17 protein-coding genes are annotated in these 18,526 nt (G+C 65.3%); 11 read left to right on the top strand and 6 right to left on the bottom strand.

Translation table 11 applies throughout. The features are described from left to right. The first annotated feature begins 1 nt into the window (after position 1). The 3 genes from FVF75_RS16080 to FVF75_RS16070 are packed head-to-tail and all read left to right on the top strand — an operon-like array spanning position 2 to position 1,140. Positions 2–271 carry a YciI family protein gene (locus FVF75_RS16080; RefSeq protein WP_148379809.1) on the top strand — a complete coding sequence of 90 codons (270 nt, stop codon included), beginning with the start codon at positions 2–4 and terminating at the stop codon, positions 269–271. Then, positions 271–690 carry an EVE domain-containing protein gene (locus FVF75_RS16075; protein ID WP_148379808.1) on the top strand — a complete coding sequence of 140 codons (420 nt, stop codon included), beginning with the start codon at positions 271–273 and terminating at the stop codon, positions 688–690. The genes FVF75_RS16080 and FVF75_RS16075 overlap by 1 nt, the downstream gene beginning before the upstream one ends. A 57-nt stretch (positions 691–747) precedes the next feature. Beyond that, positions 748–1,140: a DUF1761 domain-containing protein gene (locus FVF75_RS16070; RefSeq protein WP_148379807.1), complete on the top strand. Its 393-nt coding sequence runs from the start codon at positions 748–750 to the stop codon at positions 1,138–1,140. 242 nt (positions 1,141–1,382) lie between these two features. Here the strand turns inward: FVF75_RS16070 and FVF75_RS16065 are convergent, their stop codons facing one another. Continuing rightward, positions 1,383–1,724 carry a DUF2853 family protein gene (locus FVF75_RS16065; protein ID WP_148379806.1) on the bottom strand — a complete coding sequence of 114 codons (342 nt, stop codon included), beginning with the start codon at positions 1,722–1,724 and terminating at the stop codon, positions 1,383–1,385. Positions 1,725–1,939: 215 nt separating this feature from the next. Here FVF75_RS16065 and trpB point away from each other — a divergent pair, with 215 nt between their 5' ends. Further along, entirely contained in the window at positions 1,940–3,145 is a 1,206-nt protein-coding gene (trpB, locus tag FVF75_RS16060; RefSeq protein WP_148379805.1) for a tryptophan synthase subunit beta, read from the top strand. Positions 3,146–3,204: 59 nt separating this feature from the next. On the opposite strand, the gene FVF75_RS16055 is transcribed toward trpB, so the two are convergent. Both FVF75_RS16055 and ahcY read right to left on the bottom strand, forming a co-directional pair. Further along, positions 3,205–3,774, bottom strand: coding sequence for a hypothetical protein (locus FVF75_RS16055; RefSeq protein ID WP_148379804.1), 570 nt, complete (start codon positions 3,772–3,774; stop codon positions 3,205–3,207). A gap of 156 nt (positions 3,775–3,930) precedes the next feature. Beyond that, a complete protein-coding gene (ahcY, locus tag FVF75_RS16050) occupies positions 3,931–5,331 on the bottom strand; it encodes an adenosylhomocysteinase (RefSeq protein ID WP_148379803.1) in 1,401 nt (466 codons plus the stop codon). A gap of 166 nt (positions 5,332–5,497) precedes the next feature. Between ahcY and FVF75_RS16045 the strand changes: the two genes are divergently transcribed. Continuing rightward, a complete protein-coding gene (locus FVF75_RS16045) occupies positions 5,498–6,166 on the top strand; it encodes an FAD-binding oxidoreductase (protein WP_148379802.1) in 669 nt (222 codons plus the stop codon). Between the two features lie 73 nt (positions 6,167–6,239). Then, the gene (locus FVF75_RS16040; protein WP_148379801.1) at positions 6,240–6,839 is read left to right on the top strand and encodes an HD domain-containing protein; all 600 of its coding nucleotides are present in this window, start codon (positions 6,240–6,242) and stop codon (positions 6,837–6,839) included. Positions 6,840–6,855: 16 nt separating this feature from the next. Here FVF75_RS16040 and FVF75_RS16035 read toward each other — a convergent pair whose 3' ends face one another. The 3 genes from FVF75_RS16035 to FVF75_RS16025 form a co-directional block, all read right to left on the bottom strand. Continuing rightward, positions 6,856–7,155, bottom strand: coding sequence for a hypothetical protein (locus FVF75_RS16035; RefSeq protein WP_187393099.1), 300 nt, complete (start codon positions 7,153–7,155; stop codon positions 6,856–6,858). A 46-nt stretch (positions 7,156–7,201) separates the two neighbouring features. Beyond that, the gene (locus tag FVF75_RS16030) at positions 7,202–7,756 is read right to left on the bottom strand and encodes an ActR/PrrA/RegA family redox response regulator transcription factor (protein ID WP_148379799.1); all 555 of its coding nucleotides are present in this window, start codon (positions 7,754–7,756) and stop codon (positions 7,202–7,204) included. A gap of 81 nt (positions 7,757–7,837) precedes the next feature. Continuing rightward, the gene (locus tag FVF75_RS16025; protein WP_148379798.1) at positions 7,838–8,461 is read right to left on the bottom strand and encodes an SCO family protein; all 624 of its coding nucleotides are present in this window, start codon (positions 8,459–8,461) and stop codon (positions 7,838–7,840) included. Between the two features lie 100 nt (positions 8,462–8,561). Here FVF75_RS16025 and regB point away from each other — a divergent pair, with 100 nt between their 5' ends. The 5 genes from regB to addA all read left to right on the top strand — a co-directional run bounded on the left by regB (position 8,562) and on the right by addA (position 18,499). Then, a complete protein-coding gene (gene regB / locus FVF75_RS16020; protein WP_148379797.1) occupies positions 8,562–9,959 on the top strand; it encodes a sensor histidine kinase RegB in 1,398 nt (465 codons plus the stop codon). A 78-nt stretch (positions 9,960–10,037) separates the two neighbouring features. Next, a complete protein-coding gene (locus tag FVF75_RS16015) occupies positions 10,038–11,627 on the top strand; it encodes a PAS-domain containing protein (protein ID WP_148379796.1) in 1,590 nt (529 codons plus the stop codon). Positions 11,628–11,667: 40 nt separating this feature from the next. Beyond that, positions 11,668–12,171 carry a tRNA (adenosine(37)-N6)-threonylcarbamoyltransferase complex ATPase subunit type 1 TsaE gene (gene tsaE / locus FVF75_RS16010; RefSeq protein ID WP_148379795.1) on the top strand — a complete coding sequence of 168 codons (504 nt, stop codon included), beginning with the start codon at positions 11,668–11,670 and terminating at the stop codon, positions 12,169–12,171. 14 nt (positions 12,172–12,185) lie between these two features. Further along, positions 12,186–15,122, top strand: coding sequence for a PD-(D/E)XK nuclease family protein (locus tag FVF75_RS16005; protein WP_148379794.1), 2,937 nt, complete (start codon positions 12,186–12,188; stop codon positions 15,120–15,122). Next, positions 15,122–18,499, top strand: coding sequence for a double-strand break repair helicase AddA (gene addA / locus FVF75_RS16000; protein ID WP_148379793.1), 3,378 nt, complete (start codon positions 15,122–15,124; stop codon positions 18,497–18,499). Before FVF75_RS16005 ends, addA begins: the two co-directional genes overlap by 1 nt. The last annotated feature ends 27 nt before the right edge of the window (positions 18,500–18,526 follow it).

Here is an 18,526-nt window from a genome sequence, read left to right as displayed (position 1 = left end):
CATGTTCGCATTGATCTGCACTGACAAGCCCGGTGCCATCGAAACCCGCAAGGCCAACCGCGACGCGCACCTTGCCTATATCGCGGACACCGGCGTGGTGGCCCAGGCCGGGCCGTTTCTGGACGCGGGGGGCGCGATGTGCGGCTCGCTCGTGATCCTGACCGTCGACAGCCGCGCCGAAGCCGAGGCCTGGGCCGAGGGCGACCCTTATGCGCGGGCCGGGCTATTTTTCGACGTGCGGATCGAGGAATGGAAGAAGGTGATAGGCTGATGCGCTACTGGCTTTTCAAGACCGAACCGAACACTTGGGGGTGGGACGACCAGCTTGCCAAGGGCGACGCGGGCGAGGAATGGGACGGCGTGCGAAACTATCAGGCGCGCAACAACATGCGCGAGATGAAGCTGGGCGATCTGGGCTTCTTCTATCACTCGGTGAACGAAAAACGCATCGTCGGGATCGTCGAGGTCTGTGCCGAAGCGCACCCCGACAGCACCACCGACGACCCACGCTGGGAATGCGTCGATGTAAAGGCCGTTCGCACCATCGCAAATCCCGTCACGCTGGATATGTGCAAGGCCGAGCCGCGTTTGAAGGACATGGTGCTGGTCAACAATTCGCGTCTGTCGGTGCAGCCCGTGACCCCGGAGGAGTGGCGGGTGGTGCTGGAGCTAGCTGGCGAAAAAGGTTAGGCGGTTTCCCGGTCCTTCTGCATAATCGCGACAAAACGACGCAGAGGGGAAGGGCGAATGGAAACGATCAACGTGCTCGCGGCTGCTGCCGGCTCATGGGTTTTCGGTGCGGTCTGGTATATGGCGTTGTCGAAACCCTGGCTGGCCGTGGTGGGAATCGAGACGGATGAGAATGGCAGACCGGTCGGCGGCAGCGCGCTGCCCTTCGTGCTGTCGGCGGTCTGCATGGTGCTTGTCGCGGGCCTGATGCGCTATGTCTTTGCGCTGGCCGGGATCGACACGCCCGTCTCTGGCCTGCTGCACGGCGGAGCGATCGGGCTGTTCTTCATTTCGCCGTGGATCATGATCAACAACGCCTACGGAATGCGGCCATTCATGCTGACCGTGATCGACGGCGGCTATGCGACGATCGGCTGTGCGATCATCGGCGCGATCCTGGTGCTGTTCTGAAATAAAAAGGAGGGTCCCGACCCCGCGTTCGGAACCCTCCTTCCACCCCACGTGCTCCCTCAGCACCACACGTGTTCTTTGAAATCAGGTCCGACCGTCCTGGTCTTGCCCCTGACACTATGGGCTGTGGCCGGTTGGTGCAATCGCCAAGTGTTTCGAATTTTGTTCGAATTCAACGCGTTGCCGGAAGCGAAAAAGGCGGCCGGAAGATCCGACCGCCCTGCACCGTCCGGCTCAACGGTTCAGCCGTAGACCGATTCCTTGCCGAAATGCTTGGTCAGCATGTAGTAGACCACCGGCCGATACTTGTTGCGCTCGGACCGGCCATAGGTGTCGAGCACCGAATTGATCGCCTCCATCAACGCCGGGCTGTCCGCCAGCCCCAGCTTCTTGATCAGGAAGTTGTTCTTCACGGTCTCAAGCTCGCTTTCCTGCGTCGCGGCAACGGTTTCGGCATCGGCGTTGTAGATCGCCGGGCCGCAACCGATGGTAACCTTGGTCAGCAGGTCCATGTCGGGTGTCATCCCGCACTTGTTCCTGAGGTCATCGGCATATTTGGCGATCAGATCGTCACGTTTTCCCATACTCACTCTCCCGGTTGTATATCGTCAGGGCAGACCCTGTCGGGCGGAAAGGTAAGCCCAATCCCGGCCGAACCAAAGGGAATTCTCGCCTTGAATTCCCCCTGTCACATCGACGCAGCGTGCCGGATAAGGCATGCCGGAAAACGAAAGCCGCTTGTCGGATCGCCGGTTTCTTGCCAGACCTCGGGTGTGAAACCGGAGGAGATCTTAAACGAATGAACTATCTCAAGAGCACGCCCGACAGCGAAGGCTTTTTCGGCGAGTATGGCGGCGCGATGCTGCCGCCGCCGCTGGAGCCGCATTTCAAGGAAATCCGCGAGGCTTATCTGCGGATCTCGAAATCGGCCGAATACATCCGTGATCTCCGCTATATCCGAAAGCATTTCCAGGGACGACCCACCCCGGTCAGCTATCTCAAGAACCTGTCCGACAAATGCGGCGGGGCGCAGATCTATGCCAAACGTGAAGACCTGAACCACACCGGCGCGCACAAGCTCAACCACTGCATGGGCGAGGCGCTGCTGGCCAAGCACATGGGCAAGACCAAGCTGATCGCCGAAACCGGCGCCGGGCAGCATGGCGTGGCGCTGGCCACTGCCGCGGCCTATTTCGGCATGGAATGCGAAATTCACATGGGCGAGATCGACATCGAGAAAGAGGCGCCCAACGTCACCCGCATGAAGCTTCTAGGTGCAACCGTGGTGCCGGTCGGTTTTGGCGGGCGGTCGCTGAAAGAGGCGGTCGACAGCGCCTTCAACGCCTATGTCCCGCAGGCGGACACGACGCTGTTCGCCATCGGCTCGGTCGTCGGACCGCACCCGTTCCCGATGATGGTGCGCGATTTCCAGCATATCGTCGGCATCGAGGCGCGTGAGCAATTCATGGAAATGACCGGCGATCTGCCCGATATCGTCGCGGCCTGCGTCGGCGGCGGCTCCAACGCGATGGGCCTGTTCTCGGGGTTCATGGATGACGAGGGCGTCGCGCTCTACGGCGTCGAGGCGCTCGGCACGTCATCCAATCTGGGCGATCACGCCGCGACGCTGACCTATGGCGAAGACGGCGATATCCACGGCTTCCGCACCATCGTGCTGAAGGACAAGGACGGAGAGCCTGCGCCGGTTCATACCATTGCCTCCGGGCTGGACTACCCCGGCGTAGGGCCGGAACATGCGCATCTTCACCGCACCGGTCGGGTCACCTACACCGCCTGCGACGACAAGGAGGCGCTGAATGCCTTCTACGCGATCTCGCGTCACGAGGGGATCATCCCCGCGCTTGAAAGCGCCCACGCAATCGCGTTTGCCATGCGTGAGGCACCGAAGCATCCGGGCAAGTCGATCCTGCTCAACCTGTCGGGACGGGGCGACAAGGATATCGACTATGTCACCGAGACCTTCGGCTTCGGTGAGGCAGACTAGAATTCATGAAGGGCGCGCCCTGACAGCGCGCCCTTCGCAGTTGTGACGGTGAAACAGGGTTACTTCGACTCGCCGTCACCGGTATCGCCTTCGTCGCCCATATCGCCTTCGCCAGTGTCGCCGTCGCCGGTGTCATCTTCGACGCCCGTGTCCGCGTCATCCGGCAACATCGCGTCGTCGTCCGGCATCAGGCTTCCGATCACCAGGTCGTCGGGCAGGCTTTCGGCGTTGCTTTCGTCGAATTCGGGCAGGGCTTCGAGCGCTTCCTTGCTGGTGCCCAGCTCGAACGTCCGCCCGTCCTCGCGCAGGGTGAACTCGTCCAGCGGCACCGCAACGGTGTATTCGCCAAGGCCCAGGAACCCACCGATGCCCAGCACTGCCGCAGGCCCGTCGGTGCCGGCGATCACATAGTCGATTTCGGCAATCCGATTGCCGTCCGGGTCATAGGTGACCGTGCCGATCACGTCACCGACGGTCATTTCCTCGATCGAGGTAAAGGCCGGCTGCATTTCGGGCGCGGACATCGTGTCGCCCGTGGTCATCTCGCTCGGCTGGGTGTCCTGGGCGACAGCGCCGCCCGCCATCAACGCGGCCACCGCCGCGGTCATCGTCAACGTCTTGAGTTTCATGTCAGATCTCCTTCGTTCACAGGAACGAGATGGAAACCCGCCATGCCCGTTTTGGTTCCCGGCGCCGCACCGCCCGCCGGCCATGCGCCGGAATCTGCCGATCCACGTCGCCGAAACGGGCAGGTTCCCGCCAGATCGCGGGAACCTGCCGCCAATTCAGTAGCGGTAGTGCTCGGGCTTGAACGGCCCTTCGGGCTTCACGCCGATATAGTCCGCCTGCTCTGCGCTCAGCGTCGACAACTTCACGCCGATCCGGTCCAGGTGCAGCCGGGCAACCTTTTCGTCCAGGTGCTTGGGCAGAATATAGACCTCGTTGCCGTATTCCTCACCGCGCGTCCAAAGCTCGATCTGGGCCAGAACCTGGTTGGTGAAACTGGCCGACATCACGAAGGACGGATGGCCGGTGGCGTTGCCGAGGTTCAAGAGCCGCCCCTCGGACAACAGGATGATCCGGTTGCCCGACGGCATCTCGATCATGTCGACCTGGTCCTTGATGTTGGTCCACTTGTGGTTCTTGAGGCTGGCCACCTGAATCTCGTTATCGAAGTGGCCGATGTTGCCGACGATCGCCATGTCCTTCATCTCGCGCATATGCTCGATGCGGATCACGTCCTTGTTGCCGGTGGTGGTGACGAAGATGTCCGCCGATGACACCACGTCTTCCAGCAGAACCACCTCGAACCCGTCCATCGCGGCCTGAAGCGCGCAAATAGGGTCTATTTCGGTGACTTTCACCCGCGCACCCGCACCACGTAGGCTGGCCGCCGAGCCTTTGCCGACGTCGCCATAGCCGCAAACCACCGCAACCTTGCCTGCCATCATCGTGTCGGTGGCGCGGCGGATGCCGTCGACAAGGCTTTCCTTGCAACCATACTTGTTGTCGAATTTCGACTTGGTGACGCTGTCATTCACGTTGATCGCCGGGAACGGCAGGTGCCCTTTTTCCATCATCTTGTAGAGACGATGCACCCCGGTGGTGGTTTCTTCCGACACGCCCTTGATCATGTGGCGCTGTTTCACGAACCAGCCGGGGCTGGCCGCCATCCGCTTCTTGATCTGGGCGAAAAGGGCCACTTCCTCGTCGCTGGTCGGGGTCTCGATCAGGTCGGTCTCGCCTTCTTCGACCCGCGCGCCGATCAGGATGTAAAGCGTCGCGTCGCCACCATCGTCGAGGATCATGTTCGCGCCACCCTCGTCGAACTGAAAGATCCGGTCGGCGTAGTCCCAGTATTCCTCAAGCGTCTCGCCCTTGATCGCGAACACCGGCGTTCCGCCCGCCGCGATGGCCGCCGCGGCATGGTCCTGGGTCGAAAAGATGTTGCACGACGCCCAGCGCACCTGCGCGCCCAGCGCCACCAGCGTCTCGATCAGCACGGCGGTCTGGATCGTCATGTGCAGGCTGCCGGCGATCCGCGCACCCTTGAGCGGCTGGCTTTCGCCGTATTCCTCGCGCAGCGCCATCAGGCCCGGCATTTCCGTTTCGGCGATATCCAGCTCCTTGCGGCCATAATCGGCCAGAGCGATGTCCTTGACGATGTAATCGGTGCTCACGTCCATTCTCCATCTGTTTGCCGGGCATCTAGCATCCGGGCGGGATGCGCACAATCGGCGATGCCTCGCGGGCAATACGTCGAAACCCCGCAATCCGATCGGAACCTTTTTCACCGTCGCGCATCGAACCATATGAAGGACATGAGCCGACGCGAAACACGAGGAGGCGCCGATGACACATATACTCACCCTGAACCAGATCGAGCCGGTCACCCACGACGTGCATTGCCTGCGGTTCGACAAGCCCGAGAGGTTCACTTTCGAGCCCGGTCAGGCCGTCGAGCTGGCACTGGACCGTGACGGCTGGCGCGACGAGGCGCGGCCTTTCACCATGACCAGTCTGCCCGAGGACGATTTCCTTGAATTCACCATCAAGAGCTATCCCGACCACGGCGGCGTAACCGAGCAGATCGGCAAGATGCGCCCCGGCGACAAGGTCATCGTTGGCGATGTCTTCGGCGCGATCACCGACGCGGGGCCGGGCGTGTTCATCGCCGGGGGCGCAGGTGTGACACCTTTCATCGCGATCCTGCGCCGGCGCCAACGCGACGATGCGCTGGACGGCTGCACGCTGATCTTCAGCAACCGGCTGGAAAAGGACATCATCCGGCGCGAGGAATTCGAAGGGATGGATGGGTTGAAAACCGTCTTTACCGTGACCGACGAAGCGGTCGACGGGCTTTTCAACCGGATGATCGACGGCGACATGCTGGACGATGTGCTGGAGGATTACGACCGCCGCTTCTATGTCTGCGGGCCGCCGCCGATGATCGACGCTGTGGTGCAGACCCTCAAGGACAAGGGCGTGCCGGACGGGCGGATCACCATCGAAACCGCCTGAGCGATCCGTTCGAATTGCGGTTTTTTTCTCCAGGGGCTAGGCAAGTGCGAAACCACATTGCCCCGGATGACACATGGCCCAGAAACCCGCGCGCGCTTGGCAACGGATGCTGTCGGGGCGCAGGCTCGACCTGCTCGACCCGACGCCGATGGATATCGAGATCGAGGACATCGCCCACGGCCTCGCCTTCGTGGCGCGCTGGAACGGGCAGACCTTCGGCGATTGGCCCTATTCCGTGGCCGAACACTCGCTGCTGGTCGAGGCGCTCTATGGCCGGATGAACCCCGGCGCACCGACCAAATGGCGGCTGGCGGCGCTGTTGCACGATGCGCCGGAATACGTGATCGGTGACATGATTTCGCCGGTCAAGGCCGCGGTCGGCCCTTCCTACGGAGAGCTGGACGCGCGCTTGCAGGCGGCGATTCACATCAGGTTCGGGCTGCCTGCCGAAGTGCCGCAAACGGTGAAGCGGGCGATCAAACGGGCGGACCGGGTCTCGGCCTGGCTTGAGGCGACGCAGATTGCCGGATTCTCCGAAGAGGAAAGCGACCGGTTCTTCGGCAAGCCCGATGAAGGCATCATCGACGGCCACACCATTACCCTGCGCCCGCCGGTCGAGGTTCGCCATGCCTTCGTCGCGCGCCACGAAACCCTGTCGAAAGCCCTTGGTTAGGGTCTGTTCTCGGCTCTCAGGCTGACGCGCAGACCGTGCCGGCATGGGTCGCGCCGCTGCGCCAGCCGACGAATTCCTCGCCCGTAAAGGTCAAAACCAGATCGCCCCAGGCGCGTTGTTGCGCCACGCCTGTCGGACAGCCCGCCACGGACAACGCCCGCCCCGGACCAAGCTCGCGGTCAAGCGCCGCCACCACGCCAGAGGGTGCGCGCCCGAAGTCGACCCGCAGGCCGCCGGGCACCACCGCCAACCCCTGTTGATCGGGCAGGAACTGCACGCCCGCTACCGGCGCGGGCGCATTGGCACAGGCGGTCATTGCAAAAACGCAAATGGGCAGCAGGGCGATGCGCATCGCGCAGACCCTATTTCGGGCTTCGTTTTGCAAGAATGCGCTGCAGCGTGCGGCGATGCATGTTCAGCCGACGGGCGGTTTCCGACACGTTGCGGTCGCACAACTCATAGACCCGCTGGATATGCTCCCACCGCACGCGGTCGGCGCTCATCGGGTTGTCGGGCGGCGGCGGCAGTTCGTCGCCCTTTGCCAGCAGCGCGTTGACCACGTCATCGGCATCGGCGGGCTTGGACAGATAGTCGGTCGCCCCCACCTTGACCGCCGCCACCGCGGTCGCAATCGCGCCGTAGCCGGTCAGCACCACGATCCGCGCATCCGGCCGCTTTTCACGCAGCGCCTCGACCACATCCAGCCCGCTGCCATCCTCGAGCCTGAGGTCGATCACCGCATAGGCCGGCGGACGCGCCATGGCGATGGCCTTGCCGCCGGCGACCGTCTCGGCGGTCTCCGGTTCAAAGCCGCGTTTCTCCATCGCCCGCGCCAGCCTGCGCAAGAACGGCTCGTCGTCGTCGACGAGAAGAAGTGATTTGTCCTCGCCGAGTTCCCGAAGATCGCTATCCGCCATGACGTCCCCTAAAGCTGTTCGCTGGTGCGACATTATGCGCGCCAGCGCCGGGGGTCAATTTGATCGCGACGGCGAATGTGCCTATTTGGCCGCGTCGATGAAACACGCGGTCTTTTCGGCCATGCCCTCGGGGGTTTCGTCGCGGCGGAAGAACTCCAGAAACCCGTGCTCGGGCAACACCAGGTAGGTGAAGGTCGAGTGGTCCACGAGGTAGTATTCCGGGTCGCCATCCTCTTCCTTGCGGAAATAGGTCTTGTAGGCCTGGCTGGCCACCTTGACCTGCTCGAGCGAGCCGGTCAGCCCGATCATGTCGTCATGCATCAGGTCGGTGAACTCGGCCACCCGCTCGGGCGTGTCGCGCTCGGGGTCGATCGAGATGAACACCGCCTGCGCGTCATAACCCCTGTCCTGCAACAGGTCGAGCGCATCGGCGTTGCGCGTGCTGTCCAGCGGGCAGACATCCGGGCAGAACGTATAGCCGAAATAGAGCAGCGTCGGCTTGGTGAAGACATCCGCATCGGTCACCGTCGTGCCGTTTTCGTCGACCAGCGTGAACGGCCCCCCGATCGAGGCCACGCCGGTGCCGATCTCGGTGCTGCGGCAGGCGGCGAACTGGTCGCTGTCGGTCGGTCTGAGCAGCCACCAGGCGGCGCCGGCGATCACGACGATGCCAAGCGGGGCAAGGATCGCGGTAATGGGTTTCATGCGTTTCTCCTGTGTTCTCGCGGCGACATTGATCCTTCAACGCGCCCCGACTAACAAGGGACCAATATGACGCAATCAGCCAGCGGGCCAAAAACAGCACATGTCCGACAGCACTGAGTCGCTATTCCGGGACGGCCCGCAAAACGGCTGGATTCGGTTGCGCACCCTGGTGGTGCTGCGCTGGGTGGCGATTGCCGGCCAGATCGCCGCCATCGGGGTCAGTCAACGGCTGCTCGACCTGGACCTGAACCTCGGGCTCAGCGCCATCGTGATCGGTCTGTCGATCATCGCCAACCTGATCTCGTCCTTCGTCTTTCCCGAAAACAGCCGCGTCGGCGAGCGTGATGCGACACTGATCCTCCTGTTCGACAGCCTGCAACTCGGCGCGCTGCTGTTTCTGACCGGCGGCATCAACAACCCGTTCGCATTGCTGATCATCGCGCCGGTCACCATCGCCGCCACGGCGCTGACGCTGCGCTCGGCGGTCGTCATCGGGATTGCGGCGATCGCGATCATATCCACCGTCACCTGGGCACATCTGCCACTGAAGACCGTCAGCGGCACGATCCTTCGGATGCCCGACCTGTTCGAGCTGGGCTATTGGGGCGCGATCATCGTCTCGGTGATCTTCATCGGCCTCTATACCCGCCGCGTCAGTTCGGAAATCCAGTCGATGCAGAACGCGCTTCTGGCGACGCAGATGGCGCTGGCCCGCGAACAGAAGCTGACCGACCTTGGCGGTGTGGTCGCGGCCGCCGCGCATGAGCTTGGCACGCCCCTGGCCACCATCAAGCTGGTCTCTTCCGAGATGATCGGCGAGCTGGAAGAGGGGTCGGACATGCGCGAGGACGCGGTGCTGATCCGCGAACAGGCCGACCGTTGCCGCGACATCCTGCGTTCGATGGGGCGCGCGGGAAAGGACGACCTGCTGCTGCGCCAGGCCCCTCTGTCGGCGGTGATCGAAGAGGCTGCCGAACCGCATCGCGACCGCGGCAAGGAGATCGTCATCCAGACCGGGCGCGACAACGTGCCGGTGGAGGCGCAGCCGATCATCCTGCGCAAGCCCGAGATCATCCACGGGTTGCGCAACCTGATCCAGAACGCCGTCGATTTCGCCGCGACGACGGTCTGGGTCGAGGCCTGCTGGACCGATACCACCATCAGCGTGCGCATCATCGACGACGGGGCCGGCTATCCGCCGCACCTGCTGGGCCGGATCGGAGACCCGTTCATCCGCAAGGGCCGGCGCAAGAACGATCCGCGGCGGCCCGGATACGAGGGCATGGGGCTGGGCTTGTTCATCGCCAAGACACTGATCGAGCGCACCGGGGCCGAGTTCAACTTCGCCAATGGCACCAACCCCTATACCGGCAGGGCCGAACCGGGCGAACAATCCGGCGCCATCGCCGAGTTGGTCTGGAGGCGCGACGGGACGAATGGCATCGAAGCGCCCGAACGCGCGCCCGTCCTGGGCGAGAACGTCCGGTTTCAAAGCTGACAGGCTCGCTGCCTTAAGCCTCTGTTAACCATCTGTCGCTAGGGTTTGGTTAACCGAAACAGCCCCGGACCCGCCGGAATGGTCACCACGCTTCTTGCCCTCTCGATCGTGCTTGGCGCCTTCGCCGCCGCGCTGGCGGTGCTTGCGGGCTTTGCGCTTCTCGACCGGCGCTCGGCCAGCCGGTTGCGCGGCTTCGCGGCGGATGAGCGTGGCCGGGTCGTGTTCATCTTCGACGACCGGGAGTTGCTGGACGCCACCCCTCCGGCCCGCGCGATCCTCGCCCGGGCTCCGCCGGGCCGAAGCGACTGGGCGCGGCTCAGCGGGCTGCTGTCGCCCTCGTTCCCCGACCTCGCCGCCAGGATCTCCGAACTGGCCGAGGTCGGCGAATTGACCCTGCCATCATCCGATGGCGCCAGCCAGTTGCGCGCGCAATGGCACGATGGCGTCGCCCGCCTGCACCTTGAAGGCAGCGAGGCAACCCGCCCGACCCATGAAGTCGACCATTTCAGCCTCGCCGCCATGTCTCACGAACTCGAAAGCCTGCGCGCCACCGCCGATCTCTTGCCCTATCCCGTCTGGCGGTCAGGGGCGGACGGCAGCATCACATGGTGCAACCGGGCCTATCTCGATCTGGTGGATGTCGTCCACGGAGTCGACGATCTTCGCGTCTGGCCGCCGCAGCCGCCATTCGGCGTGCTGCCCGACACCGATCCCCAGTCGCCACGGCAGCGGGTGGCAGTCACGCCGCTGGGCGACGAGACACGCCACTGGTTCGAGATATCGCAGCAGCCGTTCGGCGAGGGCGAGCGGCTCTATTCCGCGTCCCCTGTCGACCGGCTGGTCGAGGCCGAGACCTCGCGCGATGCCTTCGTCTCGACCCTGTCCAAGACCTTCGCCGCCCTGCCCACCGGCCTTGCGATCTTCGACCGGGACCGCGAACTCAGGCTGTTCAACCCCGCCCTGCTCGATCTCACGATGCTGCCCGCCGAGTTTCTCAGCGGCCAACCCAGCCTTTCGGCCTTTCTCGACAAGCTGCGCGAACATCGGATGATCCCCGAGCCGAAGGACTACAAATCCTGGCGTCAGCATCTCGCGCACCTGGTCGAGGCGGCGGAAAACGGCACCTACGAGGAAACCTGGACCCTGCCCGCCGGCCAGACCTACCGCGTGACCGGGCGGCCGCATCCCGACGGGGCGGTGGCGCTGTTGTTCGAAGATGTCTCGGTCGAGACCATGACGGCCCGCCGTTATCGCACCGATTTGACCATTGGCCAAGCCACGCTCGACGCGCTGCCCCAGGCGGTTGCGGTGTTCATGCCGGGCGGCGTGCTGGCCACCACCAACCGCTCCTATGCCAAGCTGTGGGGGGTCGATCCGTCCGAGACACTGACGGACCTGTCGATTGTCGACACGATGGAACATTGGCGCGCAATGGCCGCGCCCAGCCCGGTCTGGCCCTCGCTCAAGGATTTCGTCACCCGTCTCGATGCGCGCGAGGCCTTTTCGGCGGATATCGTTTTGAAGGACGGGCGTTCGGTCACCTGCCGCGCAGTGCCGCTGGACGGCGGCGCCACCCTTGTCGATTTCACGCCCGCCACCGGCACCAGCGAAGCGACGAAACCGGACACGCCGCAGCCAATCCCCCAACCCATCCACGCCGAGGCGTGATTGCCCTTGCGAGGCGGCGGGCGCGGGCTACAACAGGGGCATGTCCGCCTGGTCCGCCCGTTTCATCCTTTCCTCGCCCGAGGCAACCGCTCGATTCGCAGGTGCGATTGCCCCGCGCCTGGCTCCCGGCGACGTATTCCTGCTCGATGGCCCGATCGGCGCGGGCAAGACCCATTTCGCCCGCGCGCTGATCCACGCCCGCCAGTCCGCCGACGGTGCCCCGGTGGAAGATGTGCCGTCCCCGACCTTTACGCTGGTCCAGACCTACGAAACCCCAACGGTCGAGATCTGGCACGCCGATCTTTACCGCCTGACCCATCCCGACGATGTCGAGGAACTTGGCCTGACCGACGCTTTCGACACGGCGATCTGCCTGGTCGAGTGGCCCGACAGACTTGGCTCGCTCGCCCCGCCCGGCGCGCTGTCCCTGGCCTTCACTCCCGGTCGCACCGATAACGAACGGATCGTCGAGGCGAGCGCGACAGATCCGCGTTGGGGCATGATATTCGACCCTATTGAAGGGGAGTTCTCCTATGATGACTGACCGTGAGGCCCGGCATGTTTGACCCCGCACGCGAGCCGCGTGTCTTTGCCCTGCCGCCGGGTATTGACTTTCCGCGTACGGTGGTCGCGGGGTTGCGGGCGCGGATGGCCGACCATCCGCCCGAGGCATTGGCGCGCGTCACCCTGTTCGTGAACACCCGCCGGATGCAGCGGCGATTGGCCGAGCTGTTCGACGAGGGGCCGGGGCTGCTCTTGCCGCGTCTGCGGCTGGTCACCGATCTGGGTCGGGATGCCGCCTTTGCCGACATGCCGCCCGCCGTGTCACCGCTGCGGCGGCGGCTCGAGCTGTCAGAGTTGATCGGCCAGTTGCTCGACCGCCAGCCCGACCTCGCCCCGCGCGCCGCGCTGTTCGACCTGGCCGACAGCCTGGCCGGCCTGATGGACGAGATGCAGGGCGAGGGCGTCGACCCGGAGGCGGTGCGCAGCCTCGACGTTACCGACCTGTCGGGACACTGGCAGCGCAGCCTGACCTTTCTGGACGTGGTCGAGCGTTTTTTCGGCAGCGACAGTGGCGAGCCACCCGACCAGGAGGCCCGTCAGCGCCAGGTGATAGAGCGCTTGGTGCAAGGCCGGAAATCCGCGCCGCCGACCGATCCGGTGATCGTGGCAGGCTCGACCGGCTCGCGCGGGGCGACCCAGATGCTGATGCAGGCGGTCGCGCGCCTGCCGCAGGGCGCGTTGATCCTGCCCGGTTTTGATTTCGACATGCCGCCCGAGGTCTGGGACGGGATGGAGGATGCGCTGGCCGCCGAGGATCACCCGCAGTTTCGCTTCACCCGCCTTCTGCGCGGGCTGAACCTGCCGCCCAAGGCGGTTCGCACCTGGGACGACACGCCGCCGCCCTCGGCCCCGCGCAATGCGCTGGTCTCGCTCGCCCTGCGTCCCGCGCCGGTGACGGATCAATGGCAGGTCGAGGGGCCGGCGTTTGGCGATGTGACCGGCGCGACCGCTGCCATGACCCTGATCGAAGCACCCGCGCCGCGGATCGAAGCGACCGCCATCGCGCTGATTTTGCGCAAGGCGGTCGAGGACGGCATCACCGCCGCCCTGATCACGCCCGATCGCCTGCTGACGCGGCAGGTCACGGCGGCGCTGGATCGTTGGCGGATCGAGCCCGACGACAGCGCCGGTCGCCCCCTGCCGCTGACCGCGCCGGGGCGGTTCCTGCGCCATGTGGCGGAAATGGCGGGAAGCCGGATCACCGGGCCGGACCTCCTGACCCTGCTCAAGCATCCCCTGACCAATTCCGGCAGCGACATGCGGGGCGAGCACCTGCGCCACACCCGTGATCTCGAGCTTGAGGCGCTGCGTGAGGACATGCCCTATCCGACCCCGGAGACGCTGATCGGCTGGGCCGGGAAACGGCAGGATCGGTTGGAATGGGCCCACTGGATAGGCTCTATTCTTGGCGAATTCGCGCATTCCGGCTCGGGTGAGCTGAGCGAGCATGTGGCTCGAATCCTCGCAATCGCGACCCGGCTGGCGGCGGGTCCCGGCGGTATGGGATCTGGCGGGCTTTGGGACATGCCGGCAGGGCGCGAGGCGCGCAAGGTGGTCGACGAACTGCTGCGCGAGGCCCCGCACGGCGGCACGATGTCTGTCACCGACTTCCGCGACCTGTTCGCGGCGGTGCTGGCGCGGGGTGAAGTCCATGACCCCAACGCGCCGCATCCGGGGGTGAAGATCTGGGGCACGCTCGAGGCACGGGTTCAGGGGGCCGACCTGGTCGTGCTGGCCGGGCTCAATGATGGCATCTGGCCCGGCCTGCCCGCGCCTGACCCGTGGATGAACCGGCAGATGCGACACAAGGCCGGGCTGCTTTTGCCAGAGCGTCAGATCGGCCTCTCCGCGCATGACTTCCAACAGGCGATTGCCGCGCCGCAGGTTGTGCTGACCCGTTCGGTCCGCGATGCCGAAAGCGAAACCGTGCCGTCGCGCTGGCTGAACCGGCTGACCAACCTGATGCAGGGCATGTCGCCCGAGGGCAAGGCGGCGCTCGCCGCGATGCGCGGCCGGGGCCAAGGCTGGCTCGATCTGGCCGCCGCGATGGAGGCGACGCCCCGCACCGATCCGGCCCCGCGCCCCGCGCCCTGCCCGCCGGTCGAGGCGCGGCCGAAGCGTCTGTCGGTCACTCGCATCGGCAAGCTGGTTCGCGATCCCTATTCGATCTACGCCGAAAAGGTGCTCGGCCTGCGCCCGCTCGGGCCGCTGAACCGGTCGCCCGACGCGCCGTTGCGCGGCACCATTCTGCACAGGGTGATGGAGCGGTTCGTGAACGAGCGTGACGGGACAGAACCGCATGACTCCGCCCGCGAACGGCTGATGCGAATCGCTGCCGAGGTCCTGGAGGAGGACGCGCCGTGGCCCGCCGCCCGGGTGTTGTGGCTGGCCAAACTCGGCCGGGTTGCCGATGCTTTTCTGGAAGGCGAGGTCGACCGCGCGGCGCGCGCAGCACTTGCCGCGACCGAGGTGCGGGGCGAGTATGACGCGATCCCCGACCGCTTCACCCTGACAGGTACCGCCGACCGGATCGACCGCGATGGCGAGGGCGCGCTCTACATCTACGACTACAAGACCGGCGCGATCCCGACGGCAAAGCAACGCGCGAACTATGACAAACAACTCCTGCTCGAGGCCGTGATGGCCGAGGCCGGGGCGTTCAAGGGTCTGGCGAAGGCCCGGGTCGCCGAGGTCGCCTATATCGGGCTGGGCGCGACACCGAAATTCGAGCGCATCCAGATCGGGGCGGAAGACATCGAAACGACCCGAAGCGGGCTGATCGAGTTGATCGACGCCTATGCGCGCCGCAGCCAAGGCTACATCGCCCGGCGCGTGGTGGAAACGCAGCGCTTTGCCGGTGACTACGACCACCTTTCACGATTCGGCGAATGGGATCACGGCACAAGGCCCAGCCCCGAGGAGGTCGGCTGATGCGCCAGAGCGACGCGACCCTGCGCCAGATCGAAGCCGCCGATCCCACCGCCAACACCTGGCTGTCGGCCAATGCCGGTTCGGGCAAGACCCGCGTGCTGACCGACCGCGTCGCGCGGTTGTTGCTGGCCGGGGTCTCGCCGCAGAATATCCTGTGCCTCACCTACACCAAGGCCGCGGCGAGCGAGATGCAGAACCGCCTGTTCAAGCGGTTGGGCGAATGGGCGATGAAGCCGGACGCCGAGTTGTGCGCCGCCCTGAAGGAACTGGGCGAGGCGGATGTGCCCGACCTCGGCTTTGCCCGCCAGCTTTTCGCCCGTGCGATCGAGACGCCGGGCGGGCTGCGAATTCAGACCATCCACTCGTTCTGCGCTTCGATCCTGCGGCGCTTTCCGCTGGAAGCCGAGGTCACGCCGAATTTCACTGAAATGGACGAGCGCACGGCGAAAATCCTGCAAACCGAAGTGGTCGAGGATATGGCCGCCGGAAAGGATCGCCCGCGGTTCGAGGCGCTGGCGGAATTTTATTCGGGCGACGACATCGCCAGGCTGACCCGCGAGATCCTGTCTCGGCGCGAGGCATTCGAGGCAGAGACGACGGCGCAAACCATCTGGGGGTGGTTCGATCTGCCGTCGGGGTTTGACGACGACGCGCTTGCCGACCGCGCGTTTGCGCCCGGCGATGCGGCGATGATCGAGGAGTTGCGCGGCATCCTCGCCGGCGGCAGCACAAACGACGCCAAGGCCGCGGTCAAACTGACCGCGATTCGCAACGACCCGCTGACCACATCCGATCTGCCGGTGCTTGAGAGCGTGTTTCTGACCGGCTCTGGCGCTACCGCCCCCTTCGCCGCCAAGATTGACAGTTTCCCCACCAAGGGCACGCGGACCGGGGCCGCGGCGCATCTGATGGACGCGCTCAACGGTCTCATGGCCCGGATCGAAGATGCGCGCGATCTGCGCATCCGGCTGGACGCGGCCCGCAAGACCCGTGCCCTGCACGGATTCGCCCGGCTCTTCCTCACTGAATACGAACGCCGCAAACAGCTTCGCGGCTGGCTCGATTTCGACGACCTGATCCTGCGGGCGGGGCGTCTGGTGAACGATCCGGTGGTCGCGGCCTGGGTTCTGTTCCGGCTGGATGGCGGCGTCGACCATATCCTTGTCGACGAAGCCCAGGACACCAGCCCGGCGCAATGGCGGGTGATCGAGAGCCTGGCCCGCGAATTCACCACCGGCGAAAGCGCCCGGTCTGACCGGCACCGCACATTATTTGTGGTCGGCGATCAGAAACAGTCGATCTATTCGTTTCAGGGCGCCGATCCTGCCGAGTTCATCCGGATGCGCGACCAGTTCGGCACCGCACTTGCAGGCGTCGGGCAAAGGCTGGGCGCGCTGCAACTGGAATACTCCTTCCGCTCATCCGCCGCGGTGCTCGGGCTGGTGGACCGCGCGCTTGAGGGTGCGGCGGGTCTTGGGCAGGAGATCAAGCATCGCGCCTTTCACGGCGAGCGGCCCGGGCGGGTCGATCTGTGGCCCGCGATCGAGAACGAAAAGGCCGATGAGCCGCGCCCCTGGACCGATCCGGTCGACACGCCGTCGCCCGAGGACGGGCAGGTCAGGCTGGCCAACGCCGTGGCCGACGCCATCGCCGAGATGCTTGCCGGTGGCTCCGTTCCCGATGACGACCTTGGCGCGCGCCCGATTCGCCCGCGCGACGTGCTGGTGCTGGTACGCCGCAGGTCCGAGGTGTTTCACCAGATCATCCGCGCCTGCAAGGCGCGCAACCTGCCGATTGCCGGGGCCGACCGGCTGCGAATCGGGGGCGAGCTTGCGGTCAAGGATCTGACCGCGACGCTCGCGTTTCTGGCCACGCCCGAGGACGATCTGTCACTGGCCGCCGCGCTGCGCTCGCCGCTGTTCGGGCTGAGCGAGGACGCGCTGTTCAGGCTCGCCCATGGGCGTGGGCGGAAATACCTGTGGAATGTTCTGCGCGACCGGGCAGAGGATCACCGCCGCACCGTCGAAACCCTGACCGACCTGCGCGATCAGGCCGATTTTCTTCGGCCCTACGACCTGATCGACCGGCTGTTGACCCGCCACGATGGCCGCCGGCACCTGATTGCCCGGCTTGGCCCCGAGGCCGAGGAAGGCATCGACGCGCTGCTGACCCAGGCCATGGCCTATGAGCGCACCGAGGTGCCCAGCCTGACCGGATTCCTGACCTGGCTGGCCGCCGAGGAGGTCGAGATCAAGCGCCAGGTCGACAGCGCCGGCGACCAGATCAGGGTGATGACGGTGCACGGGGCCAAGGGGTTGGAGGCGCCGATCGTGATTCTGCCCGACACCGCCAGGCGGAACCCGCCGAATTCCGGCGAACTGGTCGCATTGGACACGCATCGCGTGGCCTGGAAGAGCCGGTCCGCCGAGACCCCCGGCGCGATGCAGGACGCGCTGAACGCCAAGGCCGAGCGCGACCACGAAGAGGATATGCGGCTGCTCTATGTGGCGATGACGCGGGCGGAAAGCTGGCTGATCGTGGCGGCCGCCGGAAAGGTCGGCGATCCGGGGCAGAGCTGGTATCGGATCGTCGAAAGCGGGTTGCAGGCGGTCGGGGCGGAAACGCAGGATTTCGCGCTTGGCGAAGGGCAGAGGTTTCAACTCGGCACGTGGCCGGAACGGGCCGGCGGTGACGCCCCGGCGTCTGACGATAGCGTGCCGCAACCGCTGCCCGCCTGGATCACGACACAGCCCAGCCCCCCGATCGTGCCGCCCGGCCCACTCGTTCCGTCCGACCTTGGCGGGGCCAAGATCGTCGCGGGCGCCGAGGAAGGAGCAGACCTCGACGCCGCGCTTCGCCACGGACGGCAGATTCACCGGCTGCTCGAGTTTCTTCCGGCCTATGACCGCGACGACTGGCCGCGCATCGCGGGCGACCTGCTGGCGTTTGGCGAGGATGCGGCCCGCCCCGATGAGGTCGAGACCCTTTTGGGCGAAATCTTTGCGGTGCTCGACAACTCCGACCTCGCGCCCTTGTTCGCCCCGGGCACGTTGGCCGAAGTGGAGATCTCGGCCCCCGCGACCGTCGCGGGCCGCACCCGGATACACGGCATCGTCGACCGGCTGATCGTCGAGCCGGATCGGGTTCTGGCGGTGGATTTCAAGACAAATCAATCGGTTCCGGCGACCGAGGCCGACATCCCCGAGGGCATCCTGCGCCAGCTTGGAGCCTATGAACTGGCATTGGGCGAGGTCTATCCGGGGCGCGTCATCGAAACGGCAGTGCTCTGGACACGCACCGGCGCGCTCATGACCCTGACCCCGGGGATTGCCCTGCGCGCAATTGGCCGCCTTGACGGCCCGGTAGGCGGTTCTTAGGTTCTGACCAACAAAATATGCCAAGGA

The sequence above is a fragment of the Maritimibacter fusiformis genome, assembly GCF_008086115.1.
Taxonomy (GTDB): Bacteria; Pseudomonadota; Alphaproteobacteria; order Rhodobacterales; family Rhodobacteraceae; genus Muriiphilus; species Muriiphilus fusiformis.
This window is presented reverse-complemented; position numbering and strand designations above follow the sequence as displayed.